Below are 22,897 nucleotides of genomic sequence, written 5' to 3' on the forward strand. Positions count from 1 at the left end.
GCCGCGTCTCCGGGCCACCGAAACGTTGTCAATGTAGAGGGCGACGGGGCAAGCCCCGTCTCTACGTCAAGAATCATCGACTTGCCTGATTCGAAACGCGACACCGCGTCATCCAAACAAATAATGGCACAATTTCAAACTCTACGGGCTAGGCTGGCGCGCGCTACTGCTCTCTCCGATTTCACCAAGCACCTCGAATTTGAAGTGATCGGTATGCAGCGACTCGGCTTTGTTCCGGGCCAGTGGCTTTCGCTGAAGGCTTCGACTCCGGAGGGCGAAGAAATTACCCGTGCATATTCGATCGCGTCGGCGCCTTCGGAAGACGCTCGTTTCGCATTCTGCCTGAATCGCGTGCAGGACGGCTTCATGTCGAACCATCTCTGTAGCATGGCCGAGGGCGAGGAGATTACTTTTCAAGGGCCGTTTGGGAATTTCATTCTGCGTCCGCCGTTGCGGGATACAGTATTCATCGCGACCGGGACCGGCGTCGCTCCCTATCGGTCGATGCTGCATTGGCTGCTGGCAGATCCGCATCGACATGAGGGAAAGCAATTCTGGCTGCTGTTCGGTGTGCGTTCTGAGCAGGACCTCTATTACCGGGAAGAGTTTGAACGGCTCGCCGCCGAACACTCTAATTTCCATTTTCTGCCCACCCTCAGTCGGGGAGAGTCGGAATGGAAGGGCCTGCGGGGATATGTCCAGCAGCATTTGCTGGAAATTGTCGGCGACCGCACCGATATGCACGCCTACATCTGCGGTCTCGACAAGATGGTGAGTGCGAATCGCGAATTGTTGAAATCGCGAGGCTGGGATCGGAAGCAGATTCTGTACGAGAAATACGACTAGCAGCAGTCAGTACTCAGCATTTAGCCAAACTCTAAAACCCTGGAGCCCGCGCAGTGTCCACGAAAAAATCTGTTGTCCGATGTGCGTGGGCCAGGAACGATCTCGCCATTGCTTATCACGATGCGGAGTGGGGAGTGCCGCAGCATGATGACCGTGTGCTTTTCGAGTTCCTGATTCTGGAAGGTGCGCAGGCCGGTCTCAGTTGGGACACCATCCTGAACAAGCGAGAGAACTACCGTGCGGCTTTCAGTGGTTTTGATCCCGAGAAAATTGCACGCTATGACGGGCGAAAACGGCAGGCGCTGATGCAGGATGCAGGCATTGTCCGCAACCGCTTAAAGATTGCCGCGGCCGTACAAAATGCCAAGTCATTTCTGGCAATACAAGAAGAGTTCGGATCGTTTGACAAATATATCTGGCAGTTCGTCGCAGGTAAGCCTCGTCGCAACGCATGGAAGGCCGGACAAAAGCTTCCAGCCAGCACTGCGGAGTCGGATGCGATGAGCAAAGACCTTAAGAAGCGCGGGTTCACGTTTGTGGGCACGACGATTTGCTACGCGTTTATGCAGGCGATGGGGATGGTGAACGATCATGCCGTCGAGTGCTTTCGATATCGCGAGGTCGGCCGTCAGGGTTAGTGGGATGAGAATGGTTCTCATCTAAATCCCGAATGCTGTGGACGTTGAACGATCGGAGAAACCAATGAACGCTTTATTACTTGCACTCGGCATCGGAATCGTAGCCGGACTGCGGGCCATGACCGCTCCCGCAGTTGTGGCGTGGGCGGCTTATCTGGGCTGGCTCAACCTGACGGGATCCTATTTTGCATTCATGGGATCGAAGTGGACTGTGGCGATCTTCACACTCGCTGCGCTCAGCGAGTTTGTAACCGATCAGCTTCCGCGGACACCGGCCCGCACAACCGCCGGACCGCTCTCCGCGCGAATCGTAATGGGCGCGCTGACCGGATCGTGCGTGGCCGTATCAGGAGGGAATTCCCTGATAACAGGAGCGGTAATCGGCGCAATCGGGGGCGTCGTTGGCGCTTTCGCCGGATATAAGGCGCGCGTCGGACTAGTGAAGAGTCTCGGTGTCCCGGATTTTGCGGTTGCCATCCCCGAGGATCTGTTGGCGATTGGGTTGGCGCTCCTGCTGGTCCGGCACGGATAGCGCCGGAGACCGGCTGGCGCAGGGATTCGTATCAGGATACGGCTTCAGCCGTATCGCTCAAGCGGCGAAATTGACGGGCTTCAGCCCCTGCGGTGGCGGATCGAGTGCGAATCCCGGATGCGCCGACGAAAACGCATACTGATCCGGTGTCAGGACCAATCGTCGCTTTACGGGATTGTTGCGAATGTACTCTTGAACCTGCGCGAACGCTGATTCGTCCACGATTCGGACTTCGGAAAAACCTTTCTGCCAGAATGGCGCTTTCACGCCCAGTTCCTTGCCAGCTCGGAACGCGAATCTGCCCTTGATGAACTGGACAGCCTTCTCAATACTGATCTCGCTTCCCACCGTGAGCAGCATATGAAAGTGGTCTGGCATGACCACGAATTCATGCAGTCGGAACTTCCCCTGTGCGCGATATTCGTAGAGCACTGTGAGAAACAATCCTGCAGCGCCGTTAAATTGAAGCAAGTTGCGTTTGTCCCACGTGGAAGAGGTCACGAAGAAGGTGCGGGCGTTGGATGCGATCTGCTCAGGTTCAGCGTTGCGCGGAGGGATGGACATTGGACGAAGATGAATTGTGGCGGGCTGGGTTGTATGTGACCCGCGTACGAGAGAAATGTGATGATTCCGAAACGAGCCCCAGCGCCTGAAGGCGGGAATCTCTTTGGCGCTGTTGCGGCACGCCTGAAAGGCGTGCCCTGATACGAACCTGCGCGGCCAGTTCATCCCATTCTTCAAACCGTGCGGTCCATTCAAACATATCTCCGGATCGCAAAGCCTTCCTAGTTTCATCTTGCAACTTCAATCGTAATCAAGCATCCAATACTTGACAGCAAGTCACTCAAGTTCTAGCATGGATTCGAACGCAATCATGTTTACATTGATTATAAAGCACTTATCAGTCTAGGAGGACGCGATATGGGGAAGATTATTGGAATTGACCTGGGTACCACCAACTCCTGCGTGGCGGTTATGGAGGGTGGCGAGCCCAAGGTGATTGCCAACGAAGAGGGTGGCCGGACTACGCCTTCGGTGGTTGGATTCACGAAGACCGGCGAGCGGCTGGTGGGGCAGGTTGCCAAGCGGCAGGCCATTACCAATCCGGAGAACACGATTTTCTCGATCAAGCGGTTCATGGGACGTCGTTTCGATGAAGTGAATGAAGAAATGAAGATGGTCCCGTACAAGGTCGAGCGCGATGGCGATAACGTCGCGATTGACGCGCAGGGGAAGAAGTATTCTCCGCCGGAAGTCTCGGCCATGATCCTGCAGAAGTTGAAGAAGGCGGCGGAAGACTATCTCGGCGAGAAAGTGACCGAAGCGGTCATCACCGTGCCCGCGTACTTCAATGACGCACAGCGGCAGGCGACCAAAGATGCCGGCAAAATTGCCGGACTCGATGTGAAGCGCATCATCAACGAGCCGACGGCGGCGGCGCTCGCGTACGGGCTCGACAAGGGTAAGGACGAGACGATCGCGGTCTATGACTTCGGCGGCGGCACGTTCGACATTTCCGTGCTCGAAGTCGGCGAAGGCGTCATCGAGGTCAAGGCCACCAATGGCGACACCCACCTGGGCGGCGACAACATCGACCAGCGGCTGGTGGAGTGGCTAATTGACGAGTTCAAGAAAGATGAAGGTCTCGACCTGCGCGGCAAGGGCAACGAGATGGCGCTGCAGCGTCTGCGTGATGCAGCCGAGCGGGCCAAGATCGAGCTTTCGACCACGATGGAGACGGAAATCAATCTGCCGTTCATTACGGCGGACGCTTCCGGTCCGAAGCACCTGGTGAAGAAGCTGACGCGGGCGAAGCTCGAGTCGATGATCGAAGACTTGATTCAGAAGTCTGTCGGGCCTTGCAAGCAGTGCATGAAAGATGCGGGCGTCGATGCCAGCAAGATCAATGAAGTGGTGCTGGTTGGCGGCCAGACGCGTATGCCGCGCATTCAGGCGCTGGTGAAGGAATTGTTCGGTCGCGAGCCTCATAAGGGCGTGAATCCTGATGAAGTCGTGGCCATCGGGGCGGGGATTCAGGGTGGCGTGCTCGGCGGCGAAGTGAAAGACCTGCTGCTGCTGGATGTGACTCCGCTGACGCTGGCGATTGAAACATTGGGAGGCGTGGCAACGCCGATGATCCCGCGCAACACGACGATTCCGACCAAGAAGACGGAAACGTTTTCTACGGCGGCTGACAGTCAGACGTCGGTTGAAGTTCACGTGTTGCAGGGAGAGCGTCCGATGGCGGGGCAAAACCGGACTTTGGGCAAGTTTCATTTAACCGGACTGCCACCGGCTCCGCGTGGGATCCCGCAGATCGAAGTGACGTTTGATATCGATGCCAACGGCATCCTGAATGTCACTGCGAAAGACAATGCGACCGGTAAAGACCAGAAGATCACGATCACGTCGTCTTCCGGCTTGTCGAAAGAAGAAGTCGAGCGCATGGCCAAGGAAGCGGACGCGCATTCGGCGGAAGACAAGGCGCAGCGCGAAGCGATCGAGGCCAAGAATCAGCTCGACACACTCGTTTACAACATCGAAAAGATGTTGAAGGAGCATGGCGACAAGATCGATGGGTCGGAACGCGGCGAAGTCGAAAACGCTCTGGCCGACGCGAAGAAAGCCATCGAAAGCGGCGACAAGTCGCAGATGGACTCAGCGCGCGAAAAGCTGACGGCAGCCTCGCATAAGCTGGCGGAGCAGATGTACAAGGCGACGCAAGCTAGTGCAGCTCCGGGTGCGGGACCTTCGGCGGGCGCTGGGCCGGCTCCGGGTGGAGACGGGCAGGCGTCTTCGCAGAAGAAAGACGAAGGTGTCATCGACGCCGAATACGTGGACGTCGAAGACAAGAAGTGAACAAACGTCAGGTCCAGAACGTAGCACTTCCGTGGGGGCGCGATGGGCGCCCCCAACGTGCATCTAAATAAGAGAGTGAGGCGTACGGATCGTGGAGTCAGAAAGAGGAAACCAATTGAGATTCGAAGTCAATGGCCAGATGTTTTTCGTAAACTTCGTTCCGGAAGAGGGACGCTGGTATTGCTACGCTCCCACCGGCACAGGAGTGCAGCGGATTCCGGTCTCAATGGATGCGGCGCCCTTTGAGGCGTTCGCGATTCCGATGGACGAGCAGGCGAAAGAAGTAGTGGACTAGAACGAAGTTCTCAGATCCTGGTTCTCAGTTCTCAGTGTTGAAACCTTGCAGAATATGTCATCCTGAGGTCGCGAAGTGGCAACCGCTTAACTGATGTCGAGGCAAGCGGGTCCTTCGCTTCGCTCAGGATGACACTTTCGTATAGGGATGTTTAAGACCGACCGCTAACGAATGGCTACCCAAACCAAAGACTATTACGGCGCGCTGGGCGTAAAGAAATCCGCTTCTACGGACGATATTCGCAAGGCGTTTCGCAAGCTGGCTCGCAAGTACCATCCTGACGTAAACCCCAACGACAAAAGCGCGGAAGAAAAATTCAAGACGATCTCCGAAGCGAATGAGGTCCTGAGCGATCCCAAGAAGCGCAAGGTATACGACCAGGTTGGTTTTTACTCGGACAATATCGATCCGGCGACGGCCGAGGCATATGCGCGCGGCGGCGGACAGCCCGGCGCGGGCGGATTTGAGGGATTTCCGGGTGGGCAGAATCCGGGATCTGCGGGTGCCGGCGGCGTGCATTTTGATTTTGGCGGATTTGATTTTTCCGACATGTTCGAAGGCGCGCGCGGCGGTGGACGAAAGGCTTCGGGCAGTGGTGGCGGGTTCCGCGATATTTTTTCCAATATCTTCACCAGCGGCGGCGGGCGTCCGGAAGCGTCGCAAGAAGGTCCCGAGTCAGGCACCGATCTTGAATACCAGGTCAACGTTCCGTTCTGGACCGCAATCCGCGGCGGAGTGATGCGTCTGAATATTGCGCGGCGCGATGTATGCGGAAGTTGTCACGGAAACGGCTATCTGGAATCGCCGGGAACCTGTCCGCAATGCAAAGGGAAAGGCACCATCGAGCAGACCGGCGGGCGGATGAAGTTCAACGTGACTTGTCCGCGCTGCCATGGCTCGGGCAAGAATATTTCTGCGTGTCCTACATGCCATGGCGAGGGCACCGTCGAGCGTACTGATCCGTTGGAAGTCCGCATCAAAGCGGGAACCCGCGCTGGGCAAAGGATTCGGATAGCCGGCAAGGGAAATGCTGGGATGCGCGGCGGCCCGACGGGCGATCTCTACGTCATTATTCGAACCGACGAGCATCCGGTCTTTCGACGCGAAGGGGATGACATCTATGTCACCGTCCCGGTCACAGCATTCGAGGCGGCCCTCGGAGCAAAAATCGAAGTGCCCACGATTGATGGACGAAGCACGCTGAAGATTCCTCCCGGCACGCAGTCCGGGCAAAAGCTGCGGTTGCGGGAGAAGGGCGTGCCCTCGGCAACCAAAGATGGGTTGCGTGGGGATGAGATCGTCGAAGTCAAAGTCACCGTCCCAATGCCCCGCGACGAAAAGACGAAGGAACTGCTCCGCGAACTGGCCAGGCTAAATCCGGAAGATCCGCGAGAAGAACTTTGGAAGGAAATATAGGAACGCGGCAAGCAAGCACTGCAGATCCCTCGCTCCGCTCGGGATGACAGCTCTTGATTTTCTATTGATAGTTGACGCAGTCAACTAATCTTCTTGACTCTATCTGGCCACCCGGTCATACTTCGACCATGCCGTCGACTTCCGCTGTCTCCTCGCGTATTGACTCAGTCCGACGCTTCAATCGTTTCTACACACGGCAAATCGGAGTGCTAAATGAAGGACTGCTTGAGAGTTCGTTCTCGCTGACGGACGTGCGGGTCCTCTATGAACTGGCGCACCGGGAGCAGGCCACGGCTGCGGGCCTCTGCAAAGACCTCGGCCTCGATGCCGGATACTTGAGCCGCATTCTGAGGAGTTTTGAAAAGCAGGGACTGGTCGAAAAGAAGGACTCTCCCTTCGACGCACGGCAGAGTCTGCTGAGTCTGACGAGAAAAGGCAGAAGAGTATTTGATCCGCTGGATTTGCGGTCGAATGAACAAGTCAGTGAGTTGCTCGGCCGGTTGTCGCCGGCGAAACAAGAGAACCTGATCCACGCCATGCATACGATCACGGCTGCCCTGGATCCCGAAGTGAAGACCGCAGAGGCCTACCTGCTGCGGCAACATCGTCCAGGAGATATGGGTTGGGTCGTTCAAAGGCACGGCGAACTGTACTGGCAGGAGTATCACTACGACGAGCGCTTCGAGGCACTGGTCGCCAAGATTGTTGGAGACTTTATCGAGAATCTCGATCCCAGCCGGGAGCGTTGCTGGATCGCCGAGCGCGATGGCGAGAATGCGGGATCGGTATTCCTGGTGCAAAAATCCAAGGCCGTTGCCAAGCTTCGCCTTTTGTTGGTTGAGCCTTCTGCGCGAGGACTCGGTATTGGAGCGCGCCTGGTGGCCGAGTGCGTGCGTTTTGCCCGCGAGGCTGGATACAAGAAGATGGTGCTCTGGACCCAGAGTGAACTCATCGCCGCGCGGGCCATCTACCAGAAAGCGGGTTTCAAGTTGGTCGACCAAAAGAGGCACGACAGCTGGGGTCAGAAGAGCATCGTGGCGGAGACCTGGGAGTTCACACTTTGATAGTTGTGACCACGGAGGATGGCGCCAGCGCCCGTCCTTGAATAGAATTTCCGCATGGCACGTTACGAACGCGCAATCCTCATAGCGTCACTTTGTTTTTTCCCCGTTTTCATGGTCGGCGCGCAGGAAAAACAGCGCGATTCGGATTTGCGCGGCAGTGTCGTCGAGGAAAACACCTATCGAAACCCCGCATTGGGCATGACGATCAGCTTGCCGTGCAGCTGGCAGTTATTGCAGTCCACAACGCCCACGCCTACCGACCCTTCCTGTACGGGCCCGCTCTGTGGGCCGCCGGACATTAACGCTGTCTTGGAATCGAAAGCCGGGTCGCAGCCGGCTTACAGGCTCTATCTGTCCGGCTGGAAGCTCTCGCGGCAGTACCTCAACCGAAGCCGTTATCCCCTCAAATGGTTTGCGGGAATCATGCTCGAAGGAAGCTTGGATCCCAATCTCGTACCAATGGAAAAACAGACATCGATTCAGTTAGACGGAAAGCCGGCCTTCCGACTCTTGACCGCTGGCCGTGGTGAGAAAAACCCGCGAGTTCTGGGCTACGTCGCGGAAGCCAACGGATTTGTTTTTCTCATGGTCGGTGCCGCGCCAACGCAGCCTCAGCCAATGCAGTCTGCAATCGAATCGCTGAAGTTCCACTGACGCTATACTCACGTCCCGGGCAGACGTCCGCCATTACCTCCGTACCGAGCTACGTAGACAAAAATTTTCAATAAAAATGTTGCAGCTGTAGAAATTTCCCGTAATCTCATACATGCGAACCAACTTCTCCGCAATGCTCGGGAAATCGCTGGACACCCGGGAGCCGCGTTCACGTCAAGGGAGACGCGGTGGTGAGAGTGAGTCGCTTGAGGAGGAAGCCATCGGAATTGGCAACTGCAACCGCACCTTCTAATCTCGCACAGCCTCGCTTCAGTCCTGCTGTCGCTCCCCGGAAAAAGTCTATCCGCCTTACGCTGTGGCCCTTGGTGGCCGCGACGTTCTTCATGGTCTCAGGTGGTACGTATGGGACCGAAGATATCGTCCACGGCGCGGGCTACGGCAAAGCGATTCTCATCCTGCTGCTCACCCCGCTGCTCTGGAGCTTGCCCACTGCGTTCATGATCGGCGAACTGTCGAGCGCCCTGCCGCATGAAGGCGGCTATTACGCATGGGTGCGCCGTGCCATGGGGAACTTCTGGGGATTTCAGGAAGCGTGGCTTTCGCTGATCGCGTCGATCTTCGACATGGCGATCTATCCCACGCTCTTTGTCGCGTATCTCACACGCATGTTCCCGTGGTTCCAGGAGAACCATCGTGGCGTGCTGGTTGCGCTGGGCGTAGTGATCGTCTGTGCGCTGCTCAACATTGCGGGCGTGAAGGTCGTATCTACGACTTCGCTCTGGCTGTTCTTCGCGCTGTCGGCGCCGTTTGCGGCGATCTTCGTGCTTGCGCCGATGAAGATTGGCGCTCTGGCCAGTGCAGTCACAAAGCCGACGACTTCCCATGTCGACATTCTCGGCGGGCTGCTCATCTGCATGTGGAACTACATGGGATGGGACAACGCTTCGACGATCGCAACCGAGGTTGAGAAGCCGCAGCATACCTATCCGCGGGCGATGCTGGTGGCAGTTTGCATTGTTTGCCTGACCTACGTTCTGCCGTTTGCGGCCATGTGGATGACCGGCCTTCCGGCCAGCGCGTGGGAGACCGGCGCATGGGCGGATATCGCGCAGTTGATGGGCGGTCCGGTGTTACGCATCGCGCTGGTTGCCGGCGGGATGATGAGCGGCTTCGGCATGTTCAACGCGCTGGTCATGAGCTACTCGCGCTTGCCTCTGGCCATGGCACAGGATGGCATGCTGCCGAAGGTTTTCGCGAAACTGCATCCGAAATCACGCTCGCCCTGGGTCGCGATTCTGGCTCTGGCGGTGGGATGGGGATTGGCCTTGAATCTCGGCTTCGAGCGGCTGGTCACGATGGACATCATGATCTATGGGGTCAGTCTGTCGCTGGAGTTCCTGGCTCTGATCTTCCTGAGAATTCGAGAGCCGGAATTGCCCCGGCCATTCCGTGTTCCGGGAGGGATGTTTGGAGCAATCGCGGTCGGGATTCCGCCCGTGCTGCTGCTCGGATTCGCGATCGTGCGCAGCCAGAGCGAGACCGTGCTGGGCATGAGTTCGTTTCTGTTTGGGCTGATCCTGATTGGCTTGGGCGTCGTGGCGTATGGCATCAACTACGCGCTGAAACCGGGTGGATGGGCTCCGGTGGAACGAAAGCCGGAACTGGCCGCTCAGTTCGCTTCCGCGGATTCACGCGGATAAACGCGGAATCCAATTCAACCTATTACCGTAGAGACGCGGCCTGCCGCGTCTCTTTTATTTTGATGCAAGTCCTCCCAATAGAAATCGGACTCTCGTGTTGTACAGTAATGGGCAATGACGAAGCGCAAGTCCAAGGGCGCGTACATGATCTCGGCGGTGGCGGAGATGTACGACATTCATCCGCAGACGTTGCGTTTGTACGAGCGTGAAGGGCTGCTCAAGCCCAGCCGGACCGAAGGCAATACGCGGCTTTACACCGACGAAGATTTGCAACGGCTGGAGTTCATCCTCAATCTGGCGCGCGACCTGGGCGTGAACATCAGTGGGATTGCCATCATCCTGCAAATGCGGGAGCGGATGGAAGAAACGCAACGGCAGATCCAGGATTTCGTGCAGTACATCCAGCAGGAAGTGCTGACGCGGGCCAATGCGGCGGCTGATCCTTCCAAGGGCGCGATTGTGCCAATCCGGCGGACCGCGATCACGCCGCCAATCGTTCCCGGCAAAAGACGGTAGTTCCTTCCGCCCGATTGCCTACGGCGTAAAGCCATACTCCACCGACAGATCAGCGTTCACCCATAGGGCGCCTTTGCCATCCGTGTTGCGCCGAAATATTACGTAGTATTTCGCGCCGTCGTCCTGGGTGGTGCGGAGAGAGATGCTCACGGTGTGATCGTGCGACGGCTCGATTGCATAGAGAGATTCGGCGCTGCGATGGTTGATGTAGGCGTCGTATTGGTCTTCGGTCATGACCATCAACTCGATGTCGGCGGATTCGTCGCTGATGCGCGCTCCTCCGGCTCCTTGCACAAACGAAGAAAAGGTTCCGGTCAGATGGGGCGCGAGGGCGTGTGCCGGTACGTCAAACGACAGTTTCTGCGACTTGTCGACCTTCGTGAGGCCGTGCGTCACTCGTTGCGGCGCCAGTTTTGGTCCCTGGTTGACGCGATCCAGACTCGAGTCGGGATTCAGGTCTTTGTTTCCGCGATTGCACCCAAGGACTCCAATCAGTGCCATGCTCACCATGGCTGACATCAGCTGGCGTTTCATTCCCAATCTCCTGCGTTCGCAATTTCGTCGGGCGTATCCGGCGTGGATGAATTTACGAAACTTTCATTTGTCCGCAACCACAGATTACTGCCCTCAGCCTAAGTTAGAGCTATGAAACCGGAAAATCTAGCTGGCGTCCTGGGTTCGCGGGGCCTCCCTGTTCCGCCGTCGCGGGGCAAGGGACTAAACCTCGATCTGGAGGCGCAGGGCGGAGCGGTTGTGCTGCACTGCCAGGGCCGAATTATCTTTGGACCGGAAGCTCGGGCGCTGAGCGACATCGTCGCCGATGTTCTCCCGTCGTCGCGCCGGATGATCGTGGATCTGGCTGGTATCGAGACTGTGGATAGTGCTGGCTTAGGAGAATTTGTACTTTTGCACATGTGGGCGGAGGCTGCCGGATATTCCCTGAAGTTCGCCAGCCCGCGCCAACCGGTTCGACGATTACTGGAGTTGACCAATCTGGTGGCCGTATTCGATGCCTACGGCAGCGTCGCGGAAGCGATGGACGCTATGCTCCAGGAAGAAGTCTGCTCGGCGTAGAGAAGCATTTCAGCACTCAGCACTGACCAAACGGAGCGGCGACAGGGCACGGGTTGGCTGAGTGCCGACTGCTGCCTCTCCTCACTTTTCCCGCTGGAAGCGATAGTGTCCGCCGCGTTCTTTGGCGAATTGTTCTGCCACTTTCAGGAAGGCGCGTCCGGCGTGGGACACAGTTGACTCCTGCCGGTAGACGAGGCGCAATTTTCGCTGGAGATGGATTTCGCGTACGGTGATGCGCACCAGTTCCCCTCTAGCGATTTCATTCTCCACGCTGATCGCGGGCACGAGCGCCACGCCATTCCCCATGCTGACAAAGCGTTTGATGGCTTGCAGCGTAGGCAACTCGACGTCCATGTGAAGGGGAGTCTTGTGTTGGCGAAAGGTCTCAATGACTTTGTCCCGGTAGGGAGAGGCCACGTTGTGCGCGACAAAGGATTCGGCGCCGAGCTGACGAATACTGACTTCTCCGGCCGATGCGAGCGCATGTCCCGGCGGCGCGACGAACACCAACTCATCCAGGTACACCACTGCCGAGCGAAGCTGCGGCTCCTGCGGATCGTAGGAGAGGACGCCGATTTCGACGTTATGTTTGAGGACGTCGTCGGGGATGGTGCTGCCCAACGAACGACGCACGGCGATGCGGATCATGGGATGCAGACGGCGGAACTCCGCGAGCACCGGCAGAAGATACAGAGCGGTGAATTCGTTGGCGGCCATTACCAGCCTGCCTTTTTGCAACTCGCGGAGTTCGACCAGCGCTTCCTGCGCGTCCTGTCGCAGATTGAGGAGCTTTTCGGCATACTCCTGAAGAACACGTCCGGCGTCGGTGAGGACCCCGTCACGCGAGGAGCGGTCGAAGAGAGGCTCGCCGATCTCCAGTTCCAACTTGCGGACGGTCTGGCTGACTGCGGACTGAGTGCGGAAAAGCTTCTCGGCGGCGCGGCCAAAGCGGCGCTCACGGGCGACGGTGAGAAATACTTCCAGTTGAGAGAGGTCCATAGGTAGATCTCAGTCCAGATTCAGCAATCGACTAGAGCGTGAATCGCACTACATTAATGAATGTCGTGCTGTCCATCAATATTACTAATAATAGTAATATATCTAATTATTATGTAAAGATAATAAACTTTTCTTTTGCCTCGCCGATTCTTACTCTATAGGAGTAGGTGAGGAGGATGGCATCCATGGATCGGCCGCGCATCACTATTTTTGACACCACACTTCGGGACGGCGAACAATCACCGGGTTGCAGCATGAACGTGCAGGAGAAGTTGCGCCTGGCACAGCAACTCGATCGCCTCGGTGTGGACGTCATTGAAGCGGGCTTTCCGATTGCCTCCGACGGCGACTTTGAAGCGGTACAGACAATTTCCGCTTCCGTACGACGGCCGATTATTGCGGCGCTGGCACGCGCGGTTAAGGGCGACATCGATCGGGCATGGCAGGCGTTGCAGGGAGCGGCGCATCCGCGGATTCACGTGTTCCTCGCTACCTCTGACATTCATCTCAAATACAAGCTGCGGATTACGCGCGAGCAGTGTCTGGAGCAGGCGCGGGAAGCGGTGCGGCATGCCAAGTCGCTGTGTCCGGATGTGGAATTTTCTCCGGAAGATGCGACCCGTACGGACCAGGATTTTCTGTGCCAGGTAGTGGAAGCGGTCGTGGCTGCGGGCGCGACGACGGTCAACATTCCGGATACGGTCGGCTACACCACGCCGGACGAATACGGCCGCTTGCTGCGGATCCTGCGGGAGCGAGTTGCGGGGATCGATAAAGTTACGATCTCGACGCACTGCCACAACGATCTCGGATTGGCGGTGGCAAATTCACTGGCGGGCGTACAAGCAGGGGCGCGCCAAGTGGAATGCACGATCAACGGAATTGGGGAGCGTGCTGGAAACGCATCTCTCGAAGAAATTGTGATGGCGATGCGCGTTCGGCCCGACCGGTATGCGTTCGAGACGGGCGTGGTTGGCGAAGAGATCTATCCGTCGAGCCAGATGCTGGCGGAAATTACGCGGGTCGCAGTCCAGCCCAACAAAGCCATCACGGGACGCAATGCGTTCGCGCACGAGGCGGGCATTCACCAGGACGGAATGCTCAAGAATCCGCTGACTTACGAAATCATGACGCCACATTCGGTGGGCGTTCCGGACTCGCGGCTGGTTCTCGGCAAACATTCGGGCCGGCATGCGCTGGCCTTGCGTTGCGAACAACTGGGCCATCAATTCGATCGCCGGGAACTGGATGAGGTCTATCGCAAGTTTGTAGTTTTGGCGGACCGGATCAAGAAAGTTCAGGACAGCCACCTGCTCGAACTGATCCAGGAAGTTTGCACGCAGGGCAAGAGGATTCCTCCAGCGCCTGCATCGATTCCCTTTACACGGGCGGCTTCGGCCGTCGGGGGATCTCACGAGACTCCGTTACCGTTTCCTGCTCCTGCGCCGAATCACAACGGGCCGGCATCCGTGCCCGTGACGTTCAGCGATCACCACAGCGAACAGGAAGACTATCTCTGGGGCGTGTAGCGGGAAGCCTGATCGGCGTCCCGCGTCCCCATACTTCTGCCGGCCACCCGGTCCCATAGCCACAAATCGGCCTGTGGTTGGCTCGCGCAACGGCTATTTCCTTTCGTTGCGATCTCTTACGAGTAGTGACAGTTTTTCTCACGCCTTGATTCGTTTTTGGCGTATCCTTGCACATTAATTTTTGAGGATTCCATGCAACTGCGCGTTACTTCCCTGCCTGGCGACGGAATCGGTCCTGAAGTTACTCTGCAAGCGATTAATGTCTTGAAGGAAGTAGCGGGTGGCTTCGGGCACGTCCTGGAACTAAGCGAAAAGAAAGTGGGTGGCGCGGCTCTGACTGCGGCGGGCGATCCCTTGCCAGCTGCCACGGTAGAGGCATGTCTTCGTTCCCACGCGGTGTTGCTGGGAGCGGTTGGAGGACCCGCTTTTGATCACTACGCGCGCGAACTTCGTCCCGAGGCAGGATTGCTCCGCCTACGGCAGGCGTTGGGTGCGTATGCCAATCTTCGCCCAGCCGTTTTCTATCCAGCATTGCGCGACTGCTCACCCTTGCGCGAGGAGATTGTCAGAGGAACCGACATTCTCATCGTTCGGGAATTGCTGGGCGGGCTCTATTTTGGTCAGCCTCGTTCCATTGCGGGCGAACCCGGGAGCCTGCAGGCGATCAACACCATGAGCTATGGCGAAGGGGAGATCCAACGAATCGCGCGCACTGCATTTACGCTCGCTCAGAGTCGTCGTAAGCGCCTGTTGTCGGTCGACAAAGCGAATGTGTTGGAATGTTCGCGCTTGTGGCGGGAAGTTGTGACGAACGTGGGTCGCGACTTTCCGGATGTCCACCTATCGCACATGTATGTAGACTCGGCGGCCATGACCCTGGTTCTGAAGCCGACAGAATTTGACGTGGTACTTACGGAAAACATGTTTGGCGACATCCTCTCGGATCAAGCGGGAGGCGTGGTGGGATCACTGGGCCTGCTTGCGTCGGCCAGCATCGGGGGGCCGGTTGGCCTCTACGAGCCGGTGCATGGATCCGCGCCGGATATTGCCGGCCAAGGCATCGCCAATCCGCTGGGCGCGATCCTGTCAGTTGCGCTGATGTTCCGGCATACCTTCCAGCTACATAAGGAGGCCGCTTGCATTGAGGCCGGCGTGATGTCGGTACTCAAAGGGGGACTCCGAACGCGGGACTTGGCGCGTAACGGAGAACGCACCGTTACTACCGAAGAAATGGGTTCGCAGATTGCGAGTTTTGTGAGGGCAGCTGCCAAGACGAATGGCTCGTACCAGGATGTGTCTGCGTCCGCGTGATTTGCAACCTGTCCAACAGGTCATTCCCAGTTACTGAAGAAGTTTGCGGATAGAAGAACTCCAACTGGAGTTCGGCCATGGACCTCCGTGTGGTTTTTCACACAGCCGACGACGAACATTAGTCGTACCATCGGACTATAGATTCCGAGTCGCCCGATGGTTTCGAAGTGCTCCAACCCGCTCTGTTCTGCCTCGTTTCGCTATCTGCATAGTGGGAAACTCTTTCGCTTCGACACGCCGAGCGGACCAATGGAAACGGGGTGGGACGCTCCGAAACCGCCAAAAAGAGTTGAGTTCTTCTGGTTGTGTGAAGCGTGTGGGACGAAATTCACGCTCGTAACGGATACTGAAGTTGGTGCTCGTGTCGTTTTACTTCCGGTGAGGGCGCGAGCTGCCGCCGCATCGTTATAACCTTTCGGGAGAAGCCACCGGCGTGCTGCTGTAGGCCCCCGTTAGAGAATTCCAACGAATCCGCATTACATCCCCAAACATCCGGATGCCGTCGCGAAATGGATGCAGGCGCGTGCCTTCGCTGTGCGCCCAGACCACCGGAACCTCAACGGTGCGGAGCTTCCGGCGGCGGGCCAGGAAAAGAATTTCGGGATCAAATCCCCAGCGTTCGATCTTCTGCATCGGGAGAATCTGTTGTGCGGCGTCGCGGCGAAACGCTTTAAAGCCGCATTGTGTGTCCATGAAATGCAATCCCAGAGCCAGTCGGAGCAGCAGGTTAAAGATTCGCCCGAAGAGCTGCCGGTAAAGAGGCTGACGCTCGGTTTGCAGTTCTGCGCGAAGCCAGCGGGATCCAATCGCGATGTCGGCTCCATTCCGGATAGCCGTGAATAGCTTTTCCGCCTCTTCAATGGGAGAGGACAAGTCGGCATCGGTGAACAAACATATCTCGCCGCGAGCGTGCATCATGCCGCTGCGCACGCTGAAACCTTTTCCGCGGTTTCCCGGATTTCGCACCAACTGGACTTGAGAATGGGAGCGGCTATATTCGCGAACGATTTCGGCCGTGTCATCGCGCGATCCGTCGTCAACGACCAGAATCTCGACATCCCATTTGTGTTCTTCGACGTAGCGTAGGATTTCGTCAAGCGTGGGACGAATCCGGTTGCTTTCGTTGTACGCGGGGATGACGACGCTGTAAGTCATGGAACAGTTTCTTAGTTGCCGGTTTCTTGTTTCTGGTCTTCGGTTCCCATCGAACAACTAGAAGGCCGTTTCCGAGAACCGGGAACGGACAACTGTACTACGCCACCTGGCTGCGCTGATCTAGCATACGGAAAAATTCGGCGACCAGTTCGTGGTCCCACAGGCCGGCCCGAGATTCTTCGTGCATGGTGATGGCGGCCTGTTCGTGTGTGAGTGCGGGCTTGTACGGGCGTGCGGTTCGCAACGCATCGTAGACGTCGACGACCTGCAGGATGCGCGGCAGCAGCGGGATTTCATCGTGACGCAGTCCATCGGGATAACCGCTGCCGTCGGAATGTTCGTGATGGCTGCGGATAATCGGCAGCACCAGGCGCAGGGACTTCAGCGGGCGGCAAATCGTTTCGCCGGTGACGGGATGCTTCTTCATGATCTCCCATTCGGCGGGAGTAAGATTACTGCCTTTTTTCAGAATTTCATCGGGCACCGCAATCTTGCCGAGATCATGCAGGAATCCGCCGCGCCGCAACGCGACGATGCTGTCTTCGTCTAATTGGAGGTGCCGGCCCATTTCGGAGGCATTCTGGGCCAGACGTTCACAATGTCCTTCGGTATAGGGATCGCGCGATTCGACGCTCAGGCCGAGGGAGCAGATCACCGACTCGGCAGTCTCCAGTTCGTCGGTAAATTCTTTCAGTTTCAGTAGCGAACTTACGCGCGCAAAGAGCTCTTCCGGACAGATCGGCTTGCTGAGAAAATCGTCAGCGCCGGCCTCGATACCTTGGAGGCGATCTTCGCGAGCGCTCAAACCGGTAATCATGACAATTGGAATGAGGCGGGTGAGCGGGTCGCCTTTCAGTTCACGGCACAGTTCGTAGCCAGTTTTTCCGGGCATGATAACGTCGAGCAAGATCAGGTCGGGAGGATCGCGACGAATTTCCACTTCGGCCGCGGCGGCATCATGCGCCACAACAATGCGATAGCCGCGAGTTGCGAGGAGTTCACTTAAGACCGACGCGATTTGCGGATTGTCGTCCACCACCAGGATGGATGACCTTCGCCGGCTTGTAAGCACGTCCCCCATACTCTGATAAGAGCTAGTCGCGGCAGAAATAGTTGTCCGGCGATGCCCGGGCCGAGGATTCATAGCTTTAAGTAGTGTAGATCATTCGAGGGAAACCGAACATTTTCGATGTTCATTCGTCATAGCAGGCTTCCGCCGGACTATGCCACGCTGGCCCACCATGCAGAAAACACTTGTGTTGCTGACCATCGTCCTTGGAGTCGCGGTTAGCGAGAGTCGCGCGCTTCCCAAGGCCCACGTGATCACGTTTGGCAAGTGGATCGCAGTGAAATGGCCCGATGCTTCCGGCAAGAAATTGCTGGACTTGAAAGTCCGTCCCTTATTTGTTGATACACGATTGAAGGAATACACCACCGGCACTGCTCACGATTTAACAGACCGGCTGTTTGGCGTGCGCCGCGTATTTCGCGTGAACGATGCGTTGCCCGAAGACACTGTCGCGCGCTGGCAATGGCAGCGTGGGGGATGGCTGCTGGTGGATCGGGCGAGTGGGAAAGTTTCGCAATTAACTCTGCCGGAGTTCGATCCGTTCTACTCCACGGCGAGCTGGTATCGCGACTACATCGCGTATTGTGGCGTATCGGAAGATGGAAAGAAACTGACCGCGATGGTGATGCAGGTCGGCCGCCGGAAACCGGTCCTGAAAAAAGTGTTGGGCGAACCGGACGGCGATGACGAGCCCGATTCGGAATGTCCTGCACCGAAGTGGGAGCGCGCACCTGCACGGGTAACCTTCGAGCCCGACGACACGCAAAAACTGATGTTTTCCATTCGCGGACGGGTCGTGGATATCGTCAGCGAACCGGATGAGGAGGGCGAGGAATAGTCAGAGGAGGAACGGTCATCTTCGCCGCATGGCCGGCTTCCTCGGTGCATGACAGGGAATCAGATCCTTCCCCCTCGGCTTCGCTCGGGGTCAGGATGACAATTCTGAGTGTGAGTTCGTTACTTGCTGCCACTCGCGACTTTGTAAACTCGAGCCTCCCAGGCCTTCAGATGGAGTTGGCCTGTCTGTTCTTCCGCCTTGCCTAGGTTCGAAAGTTGCAGTTCGCCGGCGGTAATCCCGCCTGGAACTGTGTATGCGATTTCTTCTTTCGAGAAATTCAGCACGACCAGGTACCCATCTTTGCCTGCGGTCCGCGTGTACGAAAAAATGTGCGAATTTGCTGGGTCGAGATCTTTGTAATCTCCGTAGAGGAGGGCGGGAGTTTTTCGGCGAAGGTCGATCATGCTGCGGTAGTAGTGATAGATGGAGTCGCGATCGGCGAGCGCCGACTTGGCATTGATTTCCGTGTAGTTCGGATTCAAGGCTAGCCACGGCTTCGCGGCGGCGGTGAACCCGGCGTTCGGCGCGGCGTCCCACTGCATGGGTGTGCGGGCATTGTCGCGGCTGGTCTTGCGCATGTTCGCGAGGAAGTCTCCGGCGCTGACTTTGTGTCCGAGCACATAATCCTTCCAGGCATTTTTCACGGCGATGTCGTCGAAGTCTTCAATGCCTTTGAAAGGGTAGTTGGTCATCCCCAACTCATCTCCTTCATAGACAAACGGAGTGCCTTTCAAAGTGAGGATCATGGTCGCCACTAACTTCGCAGACGGCACGCGATGGGCGGGCGAGTCATCTCCAAATGAAGAGACGATGCGCGGGTTGTCATGATTGGACAGGAAGACAGTGTTCCAGCAATGGGCGTCGAGCGCGGTGTCCTGGCGAGTGAAGATGGACTTGAGTTCGGGCAAAGTCCAGTTTTTCGAGACTCCGTTCTCCTGATCAATTCTGACCGCGTCGAAGTTGAAGATCATGTTCAGTTCGTGGCGACGGTCATCGACTAAGAGCGGGGTTTGCTGCAACGTCGTGCCAAACGCTTCGCCCACGGTCATGACGTCATACTTCGACAGCACTTCGCGATTCATTTCCTGCAGGTACTCATGCATGTGCGGTCCGGCCGCGTAGATGTATTCGGCGTGGCCATCGAAGTTAGCGGGGAAATCGGGGAACTTCTGGTCTTTCGAGACGAATGGAATGACGTCCATGCGAAAGCCATCGACACCTTTGTCGAGCCAGAATTTCATCAAGTCATACACTTCGTGGCGGACCTTGGGATTGTCCCAGTTGAGGTCAGGCTGTTTTTCCGCAAACAGGTGCAGATAGTATTCGCCGGTTGCGGGATCCAGCTTCCAGGCTGAGCCGGAAAAGAATGATGTCCAGTTATTCGGCTCCTTGCCGTTCTTACCGGGCCGCCAGATGTAGTAGTTGCGATATGGACTGTCTTTCGATTTTCGGCTCTCGACGAACCAGCGATGCTCGTCGCTGGTGTGGTTCACGACCAGGTCGAGCACGAGTCGCATATGCCGCTGTTTGACCGCCCGCAGCAGTTCATCGAAATCTGCCATCGTGCCGAATTCAGTCATGACTTTGCGATAGTCGCGAATGTCATAACCGTTGTCAGCGTTAGGGGAATCGTAGTGCGGACTGAGCCAGATTACGTTGACGCCGAGCCCTTGAATGTAATCAAGCTCTGATGTGATGCCTTTGAGATCGCCGATGCCATCGCCGTTCGAATCCTTGAACGAGCGTGGATAGACCTGGTAGACCACCGCTTCTTTCCACCAGCGGGGCTGATAGTTGTTGATCGATGCGTGCTCCGGAGAGTTTGGCTTAGTTTGAGCGGGTGAATAGATCGAGAACGGTACGAGTATAAGAAAGAAGGTTAGGGCGAACGAGATTCGGGAACAATGCACGGATTCCTCCTGCGCGAACGGTTATGAATGTATGTGAGCACATTCTATCGCCCGGTGGAGCCCCACGGCGTACAACTCTAACGACGGTTCGTTCTTAGTCGCCGGCAGCTTCTACAGGAGGAAGTTCGTCCGCGACGGTGCGAGTCTTGATTTTTGCGCTCGTAACAAGCACAACGGAGGTCACGACGATTGCGGTTCCGAGCAGAATGAAATGATCGATGCGCTCGTGTAACACGAGCCATCCCAGAAAAACCGCAACCACGGGATTCACGTAAGCATAGGTCGCTACTTTGGACGTCGGGACGTGCTGCAGCAGCCAGATGTAGGATGTGTAGCCGATCCAGGAACCGCACACCACCAGATAGAGCATTGCACCGATGCCGCGTGCGTTCCAGGTCGCGTCAGAAGTTCTTTCAAACAACATCGCAAAAATGAAGTTACCGATACCTGCGAACGTCACCTGCCAGGCTGTCGCGCTGAAAGGATCAGCGCTCTGCCATTTTTTCGAGAGCACGGAGCCCAACGCCCAACTGAACGACCCAGCAAGCAGGGCGAACGACCACCATAGTTCGCGGCGTCCGATGGAAGCGGGAGTGCGTAGTTCAGGCCAAATCAGCACCACAATCCCCGCAATCCCCAACACCAATCCAGCTTTGCCGCGCGGCGAGATGTGGTGATCCCCAAGCAGCAGGCTGTCGAGCACCATAAACCAGAGCGGGGTCACCGCAATCAGGAGAGCCGAAAGGCCGGTCGGAACCACACGCTCCGCATAGGAAAGCGTGAGATTGCCGCCCATCAAGAGCAATAGGCCGACCACGGCCATGTGAAATAGTTGGCTCGGAGAATGGAGGACGCGGCGTCCGGTGAGCGCGCACCATGCGAGCATCACGACGCCGGCAATCGTAAACCGCGTCGCGCACATCAGGGCAGGTGGAATATGTTCCACCGCAATGCCGATGCCGAGATAGGTCGATCCCCAGAAGACATAGACCAAGCCGAAGGCAAGGACAATCATCCAGCGACTTGGTTGCGTTGAGGTCATGGGAACAGGGGAGAATCAGGATAGCAGAGCGCCGTGATTTTTCAGCGCCACCAGGAATCAGTCGTAGAGACGCGGCTTGCCGCATCCCTACTCACCGGTTCGTCGATTCATTGCGAAGATTAGTGAAGCAGATTACGCAACGCTGCCACTTCTGCCTTGATACCGGCTCGTATCGCCGGCTCGGCGTCCGGCGCAAAAAACGGAGAGTGGTTGGAGGGCAATCCTCCTTCGACGCCCTTGGTCTCGGCGTATTTCTGCGGATCCGCGCCGCCCAGGCTGAAGTAGAGAGAGGGCACGCCCGCCAGAACGAATACGGAGTAGTCCTCGGAGGGCATGATTGGCTCGGTGGTGATCACATTCTCTTTGCCAAGCGCAGCTTCGAGGGGCGCGCGCAAGCGCTCGGCAAGCGCGGGATCGTTGTACACCGCGTCAGTGCCTTCGATCATCTCCACCAGCGGCTCCTTTTGCGCTCCGCCAGCGGCCGCTTCGGCCTTGGTGATTCGTTCGATGGCCGCGAGTATCTGCTTCCGCACGTCCGCGTTGCGAGTGCGAACGGTGATGCCGAATTCAGCCTGATCGGGGATGATGTTGTTCTTGGTGCCTGCGCGGATATACCCGACTGAGACTACAGCCGTAGCGCCCGGCTTTACTTCGCGGGAAACGATCGTCTGCAACGCGAGAATCGTGCGCGCCGCGATCACGATGGGGTCAATCGTCGTATGTGGCATCGACCCGTGCCCGCCTTTGCCGTAGATCGTGATGCGGACGGAATTGGAACTGGTGTTGTAGACGCCGGGCGTGATCCCGATTTGCCCGGCAGGAAGATTGTTGCCGACGTGGAGAGCGATACCGACGGACGGCTTGGGGAAGCGCGTGAACAAGCCATCTTTGATCATGTTGGCAGCGCCGCCAACCGTTTCCTCAGCGGGCTGGCCAATCAGCATGAGCGTGCCGTGCCAACTTTCCTGGCTGTGCGCCATGATGGCGGCCGTTCCAACGAAGGACGCCATGTGCAAATCGTGGCCGCAGGCATGCATGACGGGGACGTCGCGTCCGCCGTCGTCCTTGGCATGTACCTTACTCGCGAAGGGAAGCCCGGTTTTCTCTTCAACCGGAAGAGCGTCAAGTTCCGTGCGAAGCATGATCACAGGCCCGGCCCCGTTCTTCAGGATCGCGACCACTCCAGTGCCGCCGACGTGCTCGGTAACGTCGTAGCCAAGAGTCCGCAAGCGTTCGGCAACCTTGGATGCGGTCTGCGTCTCATGAGTCGAGAGTTCGGGATTCTGATGAAGGTCGACGTAAAGGTCATGAGCCGCGGGATAAACGGCGTCGACTTCTTTGGGAGTCGCTACATTTTGCGCTGCGACCGGTACTGCCAGAGAGAGGAGGAGAAAGAGCTTCGCTGTTTGCATAGTCACCGGGATGATATCCGGCTGATGCCGATCATGCAAAGTGTTTGCGGCCCTCGATTTGAGAAAGAGCGCGATCC

22 protein-coding genes are annotated in these 22,897 nt (G+C 57.2%); 14 read left to right on the forward strand and 8 right to left on the reverse strand.

Features of this window, described 5'->3' with window-relative positions; all coding sequences use genetic code 11:
- Positions 1–123: 123 nt before the first annotated feature.
- The 3 genes from HY010_15170 to HY010_15180 all read left to right on the forward strand — a co-directional run bounded on the left by HY010_15170 (position 124) and on the right by HY010_15180 (position 2,016).
- The gene (locus HY010_15170) at positions 124–846 is read left to right on the forward strand and encodes an FAD-dependent oxidoreductase (protein ID MBI3477072.1); all 723 of its coding nucleotides are present in this window, start codon (positions 124–126) and stop codon (positions 844–846) included.
- A gap of 53 nt (positions 847–899) precedes the next feature.
- Positions 900–1,484: a DNA-3-methyladenine glycosylase I gene (locus HY010_15175; GenBank protein MBI3477073.1), complete on the forward strand. Its 585-nt coding sequence runs from the start codon at positions 900–902 to the stop codon at positions 1,482–1,484.
- Between the two features lie 64 nt (positions 1,485–1,548).
- The gene (locus HY010_15180; GenBank protein ID MBI3477074.1) at positions 1,549–2,016 is read left to right on the forward strand and encodes a DUF4126 family protein; all 468 of its coding nucleotides are present in this window, start codon (positions 1,549–1,551) and stop codon (positions 2,014–2,016) included.
- Between the two features lie 57 nt (positions 2,017–2,073).
- Here the strand turns inward: HY010_15180 and HY010_15185 are convergent, their stop codons facing one another.
- Positions 2,074–2,580 (reverse strand): transposase, encoded by a 507-nt coding sequence (locus tag HY010_15185; protein ID MBI3477075.1) that lies wholly within the window; start codon positions 2,578–2,580, stop codon positions 2,074–2,076.
- 357 nt (positions 2,581–2,937) lie between these two features.
- Here HY010_15185 and dnaK point away from each other — a divergent pair, with 357 nt between their 5' ends.
- The 7 genes from dnaK (at position 2,938) to HY010_15220 (ending at position 10,481) form a co-directional block, all read left to right on the forward strand.
- Entirely contained in the window at positions 2,938–4,875 is a 1,938-nt protein-coding gene (gene dnaK, locus HY010_15190; protein MBI3477076.1) for a molecular chaperone DnaK, read from the forward strand.
- Positions 4,876–4,990: 115 nt separating this feature from the next.
- Positions 4,991–5,170, forward strand: coding sequence for a hypothetical protein (locus HY010_15195; protein MBI3477077.1), 180 nt, complete (start codon positions 4,991–4,993; stop codon positions 5,168–5,170).
- Positions 5,171–5,341: 171 nt separating this feature from the next.
- Entirely contained in the window at positions 5,342–6,586 is a 1,245-nt protein-coding gene (locus tag HY010_15200; GenBank protein MBI3477078.1) for a J domain-containing protein, read from the forward strand.
- 128 nt (positions 6,587–6,714) lie between these two features.
- Positions 6,715–7,650 (forward strand): MarR family transcriptional regulator, encoded by a 936-nt coding sequence (locus HY010_15205; GenBank protein MBI3477079.1) that lies wholly within the window; start codon positions 6,715–6,717, stop codon positions 7,648–7,650.
- Positions 7,651–7,704: 54 nt separating this feature from the next.
- A complete protein-coding gene (locus HY010_15210) occupies positions 7,705–8,304 on the forward strand; it encodes a hypothetical protein (protein ID MBI3477080.1) in 600 nt (199 codons plus the stop codon).
- A gap of 344 nt (positions 8,305–8,648) precedes the next feature.
- Positions 8,649–9,965 (forward strand): APC family permease, encoded by a 1,317-nt coding sequence (locus HY010_15215; protein ID MBI3477081.1) that lies wholly within the window; start codon positions 8,649–8,651, stop codon positions 9,963–9,965.
- A gap of 114 nt (positions 9,966–10,079) precedes the next feature.
- The gene (locus HY010_15220) at positions 10,080–10,481 is read left to right on the forward strand and encodes a helix-turn-helix transcriptional regulator (protein MBI3477082.1); all 402 of its coding nucleotides are present in this window, start codon (positions 10,080–10,082) and stop codon (positions 10,479–10,481) included.
- An 18-nt stretch (positions 10,482–10,499) separates the two neighbouring features.
- Here the strand turns inward: HY010_15220 and HY010_15225 are convergent, their stop codons facing one another.
- A complete protein-coding gene (locus HY010_15225; protein ID MBI3477083.1) occupies positions 10,500–11,015 on the reverse strand; it encodes a hypothetical protein in 516 nt (171 codons plus the stop codon).
- A 111-nt stretch (positions 11,016–11,126) separates the two neighbouring features.
- On the opposite strand from HY010_15225, the gene HY010_15230 reads away from it, so the two are divergent.
- Complete coding sequence (locus HY010_15230) at positions 11,127–11,555, forward strand: STAS domain-containing protein (protein ID MBI3477084.1); 429 nt, start codon at positions 11,127–11,129, stop codon at positions 11,553–11,555.
- Between the two features lie 81 nt (positions 11,556–11,636).
- On the opposite strand, the gene HY010_15235 is transcribed toward HY010_15230, so the two are convergent.
- Entirely contained in the window at positions 11,637–12,554 is a 918-nt protein-coding gene (locus HY010_15235) for a LysR family transcriptional regulator (GenBank protein ID MBI3477085.1), read from the reverse strand.
- Positions 12,555–12,739: 185 nt separating this feature from the next.
- Here HY010_15235 and HY010_15240 point away from each other — a divergent pair, with 185 nt between their 5' ends.
- On the forward strand, positions 12,740–14,083 hold the full coding sequence (locus HY010_15240) for a 2-isopropylmalate synthase (GenBank protein ID MBI3477086.1): 1,344 nt from the start codon (positions 12,740–12,742) through the stop codon (positions 14,081–14,083).
- 192 nt (positions 14,084–14,275) lie between these two features.
- Entirely contained in the window at positions 14,276–15,394 is a 1,119-nt protein-coding gene (gene leuB / locus HY010_15245; GenBank protein ID MBI3477087.1) for a 3-isopropylmalate dehydrogenase, read from the forward strand.
- Positions 15,395–15,799: 405 nt separating this feature from the next.
- On the opposite strand, the gene HY010_15250 is transcribed toward leuB, so the two are convergent.
- Together HY010_15250 and HY010_15255 are read right to left on the reverse strand one after the other, a co-directional pair.
- On the reverse strand, positions 15,800–16,549 hold the full coding sequence (locus HY010_15250) for a glycosyltransferase family 2 protein (GenBank protein ID MBI3477088.1): 750 nt from the start codon (positions 16,547–16,549) through the stop codon (positions 15,800–15,802).
- 97 nt (positions 16,550–16,646) lie between these two features.
- A complete protein-coding gene (locus HY010_15255; GenBank protein ID MBI3477089.1) occupies positions 16,647–17,693 on the reverse strand; it encodes a response regulator in 1,047 nt (348 codons plus the stop codon).
- A 79-nt stretch (positions 17,694–17,772) separates the two neighbouring features.
- Between HY010_15255 and HY010_15260 the strand changes: the two genes are divergently transcribed.
- On the forward strand, positions 17,773–18,456 hold the full coding sequence (locus tag HY010_15260) for a hypothetical protein (protein ID MBI3477090.1): 684 nt from the start codon (positions 17,773–17,775) through the stop codon (positions 18,454–18,456).
- A gap of 119 nt (positions 18,457–18,575) precedes the next feature.
- On the opposite strand, the gene HY010_15265 is transcribed toward HY010_15260, so the two are convergent.
- The 3 genes from HY010_15265 to HY010_15275 form a co-directional block, all read right to left on the reverse strand.
- A complete protein-coding gene (locus HY010_15265; protein MBI3477091.1) occupies positions 18,576–20,306 on the reverse strand; it encodes an alpha,alpha-phosphotrehalase in 1,731 nt (576 codons plus the stop codon).
- Between the two features lie 154 nt (positions 20,307–20,460).
- Positions 20,461–21,381, reverse strand: a complete 921-nt coding sequence (locus HY010_15270) for an EamA family transporter (protein MBI3477092.1) — start codon at positions 21,379–21,381, stop codon at positions 20,461–20,463.
- 146 nt (positions 21,382–21,527) lie between these two features.
- Positions 21,528–22,820, reverse strand: coding sequence for an amidohydrolase (locus HY010_15275; protein MBI3477093.1), 1,293 nt, complete (start codon positions 22,818–22,820; stop codon positions 21,528–21,530).
- Positions 22,821–22,897: the final 77 nt, after the last annotated feature.

This window comes from Acidobacteriota bacterium, from assembly GCA_016196065.1.
Lineage (GTDB): Bacteria > Acidobacteriota > Terriglobia > Terriglobales > Acidobacteriaceae > Acidiflorens.

What these genes read in the sequence shown, in the direction of transcription:
- HY010_15170 (MBI3477072.1), top strand. Translation starts at nt 124, where the DNA reads ATGGCACAATTTCAAACTCTACGGGCTAGGCTGGCGCGCGCTACTGCT.
- HY010_15180 (MBI3477074.1), top strand. Translation starts at nt 1,549, where the DNA reads ATGAACGCTTTATTACTTGCACTCGGCATCGGAATCGTAGCCGGACTG.
- HY010_15185 (MBI3477075.1), bottom strand. Translation starts at nt 2,580, where the DNA reads ATGTCCATCCCTCCGCGCAACGCTGAACCTGAGCAGATCGCATCCAAC.
- dnaK (MBI3477076.1), top strand. Translation starts at nt 2,938, where the DNA reads ATGGGGAAGATTATTGGAATTGACCTGGGTACCACCAACTCCTGCGTG.
- HY010_15200 (MBI3477078.1), top strand. Translation starts at nt 5,342, where the DNA reads ATGGCTACCCAAACCAAAGACTATTACGGCGCGCTGGGCGTAAAGAAA.
- HY010_15205 (MBI3477079.1), top strand. Translation starts at nt 6,715, where the DNA reads ATGCCGTCGACTTCCGCTGTCTCCTCGCGTATTGACTCAGTCCGACGC.
- HY010_15210 (MBI3477080.1), top strand. Translation starts at nt 7,705, where the DNA reads ATGGCACGTTACGAACGCGCAATCCTCATAGCGTCACTTTGTTTTTTC.
- HY010_15215 (MBI3477081.1), top strand. Translation starts at nt 8,649, where the DNA reads ATGGTCTCAGGTGGTACGTATGGGACCGAAGATATCGTCCACGGCGCG.
- HY010_15220 (MBI3477082.1), top strand. Translation starts at nt 10,080, where the DNA reads ATGACGAAGCGCAAGTCCAAGGGCGCGTACATGATCTCGGCGGTGGCG.
- HY010_15225 (MBI3477083.1), bottom strand. Translation starts at nt 11,015, where the DNA reads ATGAAACGCCAGCTGATGTCAGCCATGGTGAGCATGGCACTGATTGGA.
- HY010_15230 (MBI3477084.1), top strand. Translation starts at nt 11,127, where the DNA reads ATGAAACCGGAAAATCTAGCTGGCGTCCTGGGTTCGCGGGGCCTCCCT.
- HY010_15235 (MBI3477085.1), bottom strand. Translation starts at nt 12,554, where the DNA reads ATGGACCTCTCTCAACTGGAAGTATTTCTCACCGTCGCCCGTGAGCGC.
- HY010_15240 (MBI3477086.1), top strand. Translation starts at nt 12,740, where the DNA reads ATGGATCGGCCGCGCATCACTATTTTTGACACCACACTTCGGGACGGC.
- leuB (MBI3477087.1), top strand. Translation starts at nt 14,276, where the DNA reads ATGCAACTGCGCGTTACTTCCCTGCCTGGCGACGGAATCGGTCCTGAA.
- HY010_15250 (MBI3477088.1), bottom strand. Translation starts at nt 16,549, where the DNA reads ATGACTTACAGCGTCGTCATCCCCGCGTACAACGAAAGCAACCGGATT.
- HY010_15255 (MBI3477089.1), bottom strand. Translation starts at nt 17,693, where the DNA reads ATGAATCCTCGGCCCGGGCATCGCCGGACAACTATTTCTGCCGCGACT.
- HY010_15260 (MBI3477090.1), top strand. Translation starts at nt 17,773, where the DNA reads ATGCCACGCTGGCCCACCATGCAGAAAACACTTGTGTTGCTGACCATC.
- HY010_15270 (MBI3477092.1), bottom strand. Translation starts at nt 21,381, where the DNA reads ATGATTGTCCTTGCCTTCGGCTTGGTCTATGTCTTCTGGGGATCGACC.
- HY010_15275 (MBI3477093.1), bottom strand. Translation starts at nt 22,820, where the DNA reads ATGCAAACAGCGAAGCTCTTTCTCCTCCTCTCTCTGGCAGTACCGGTC.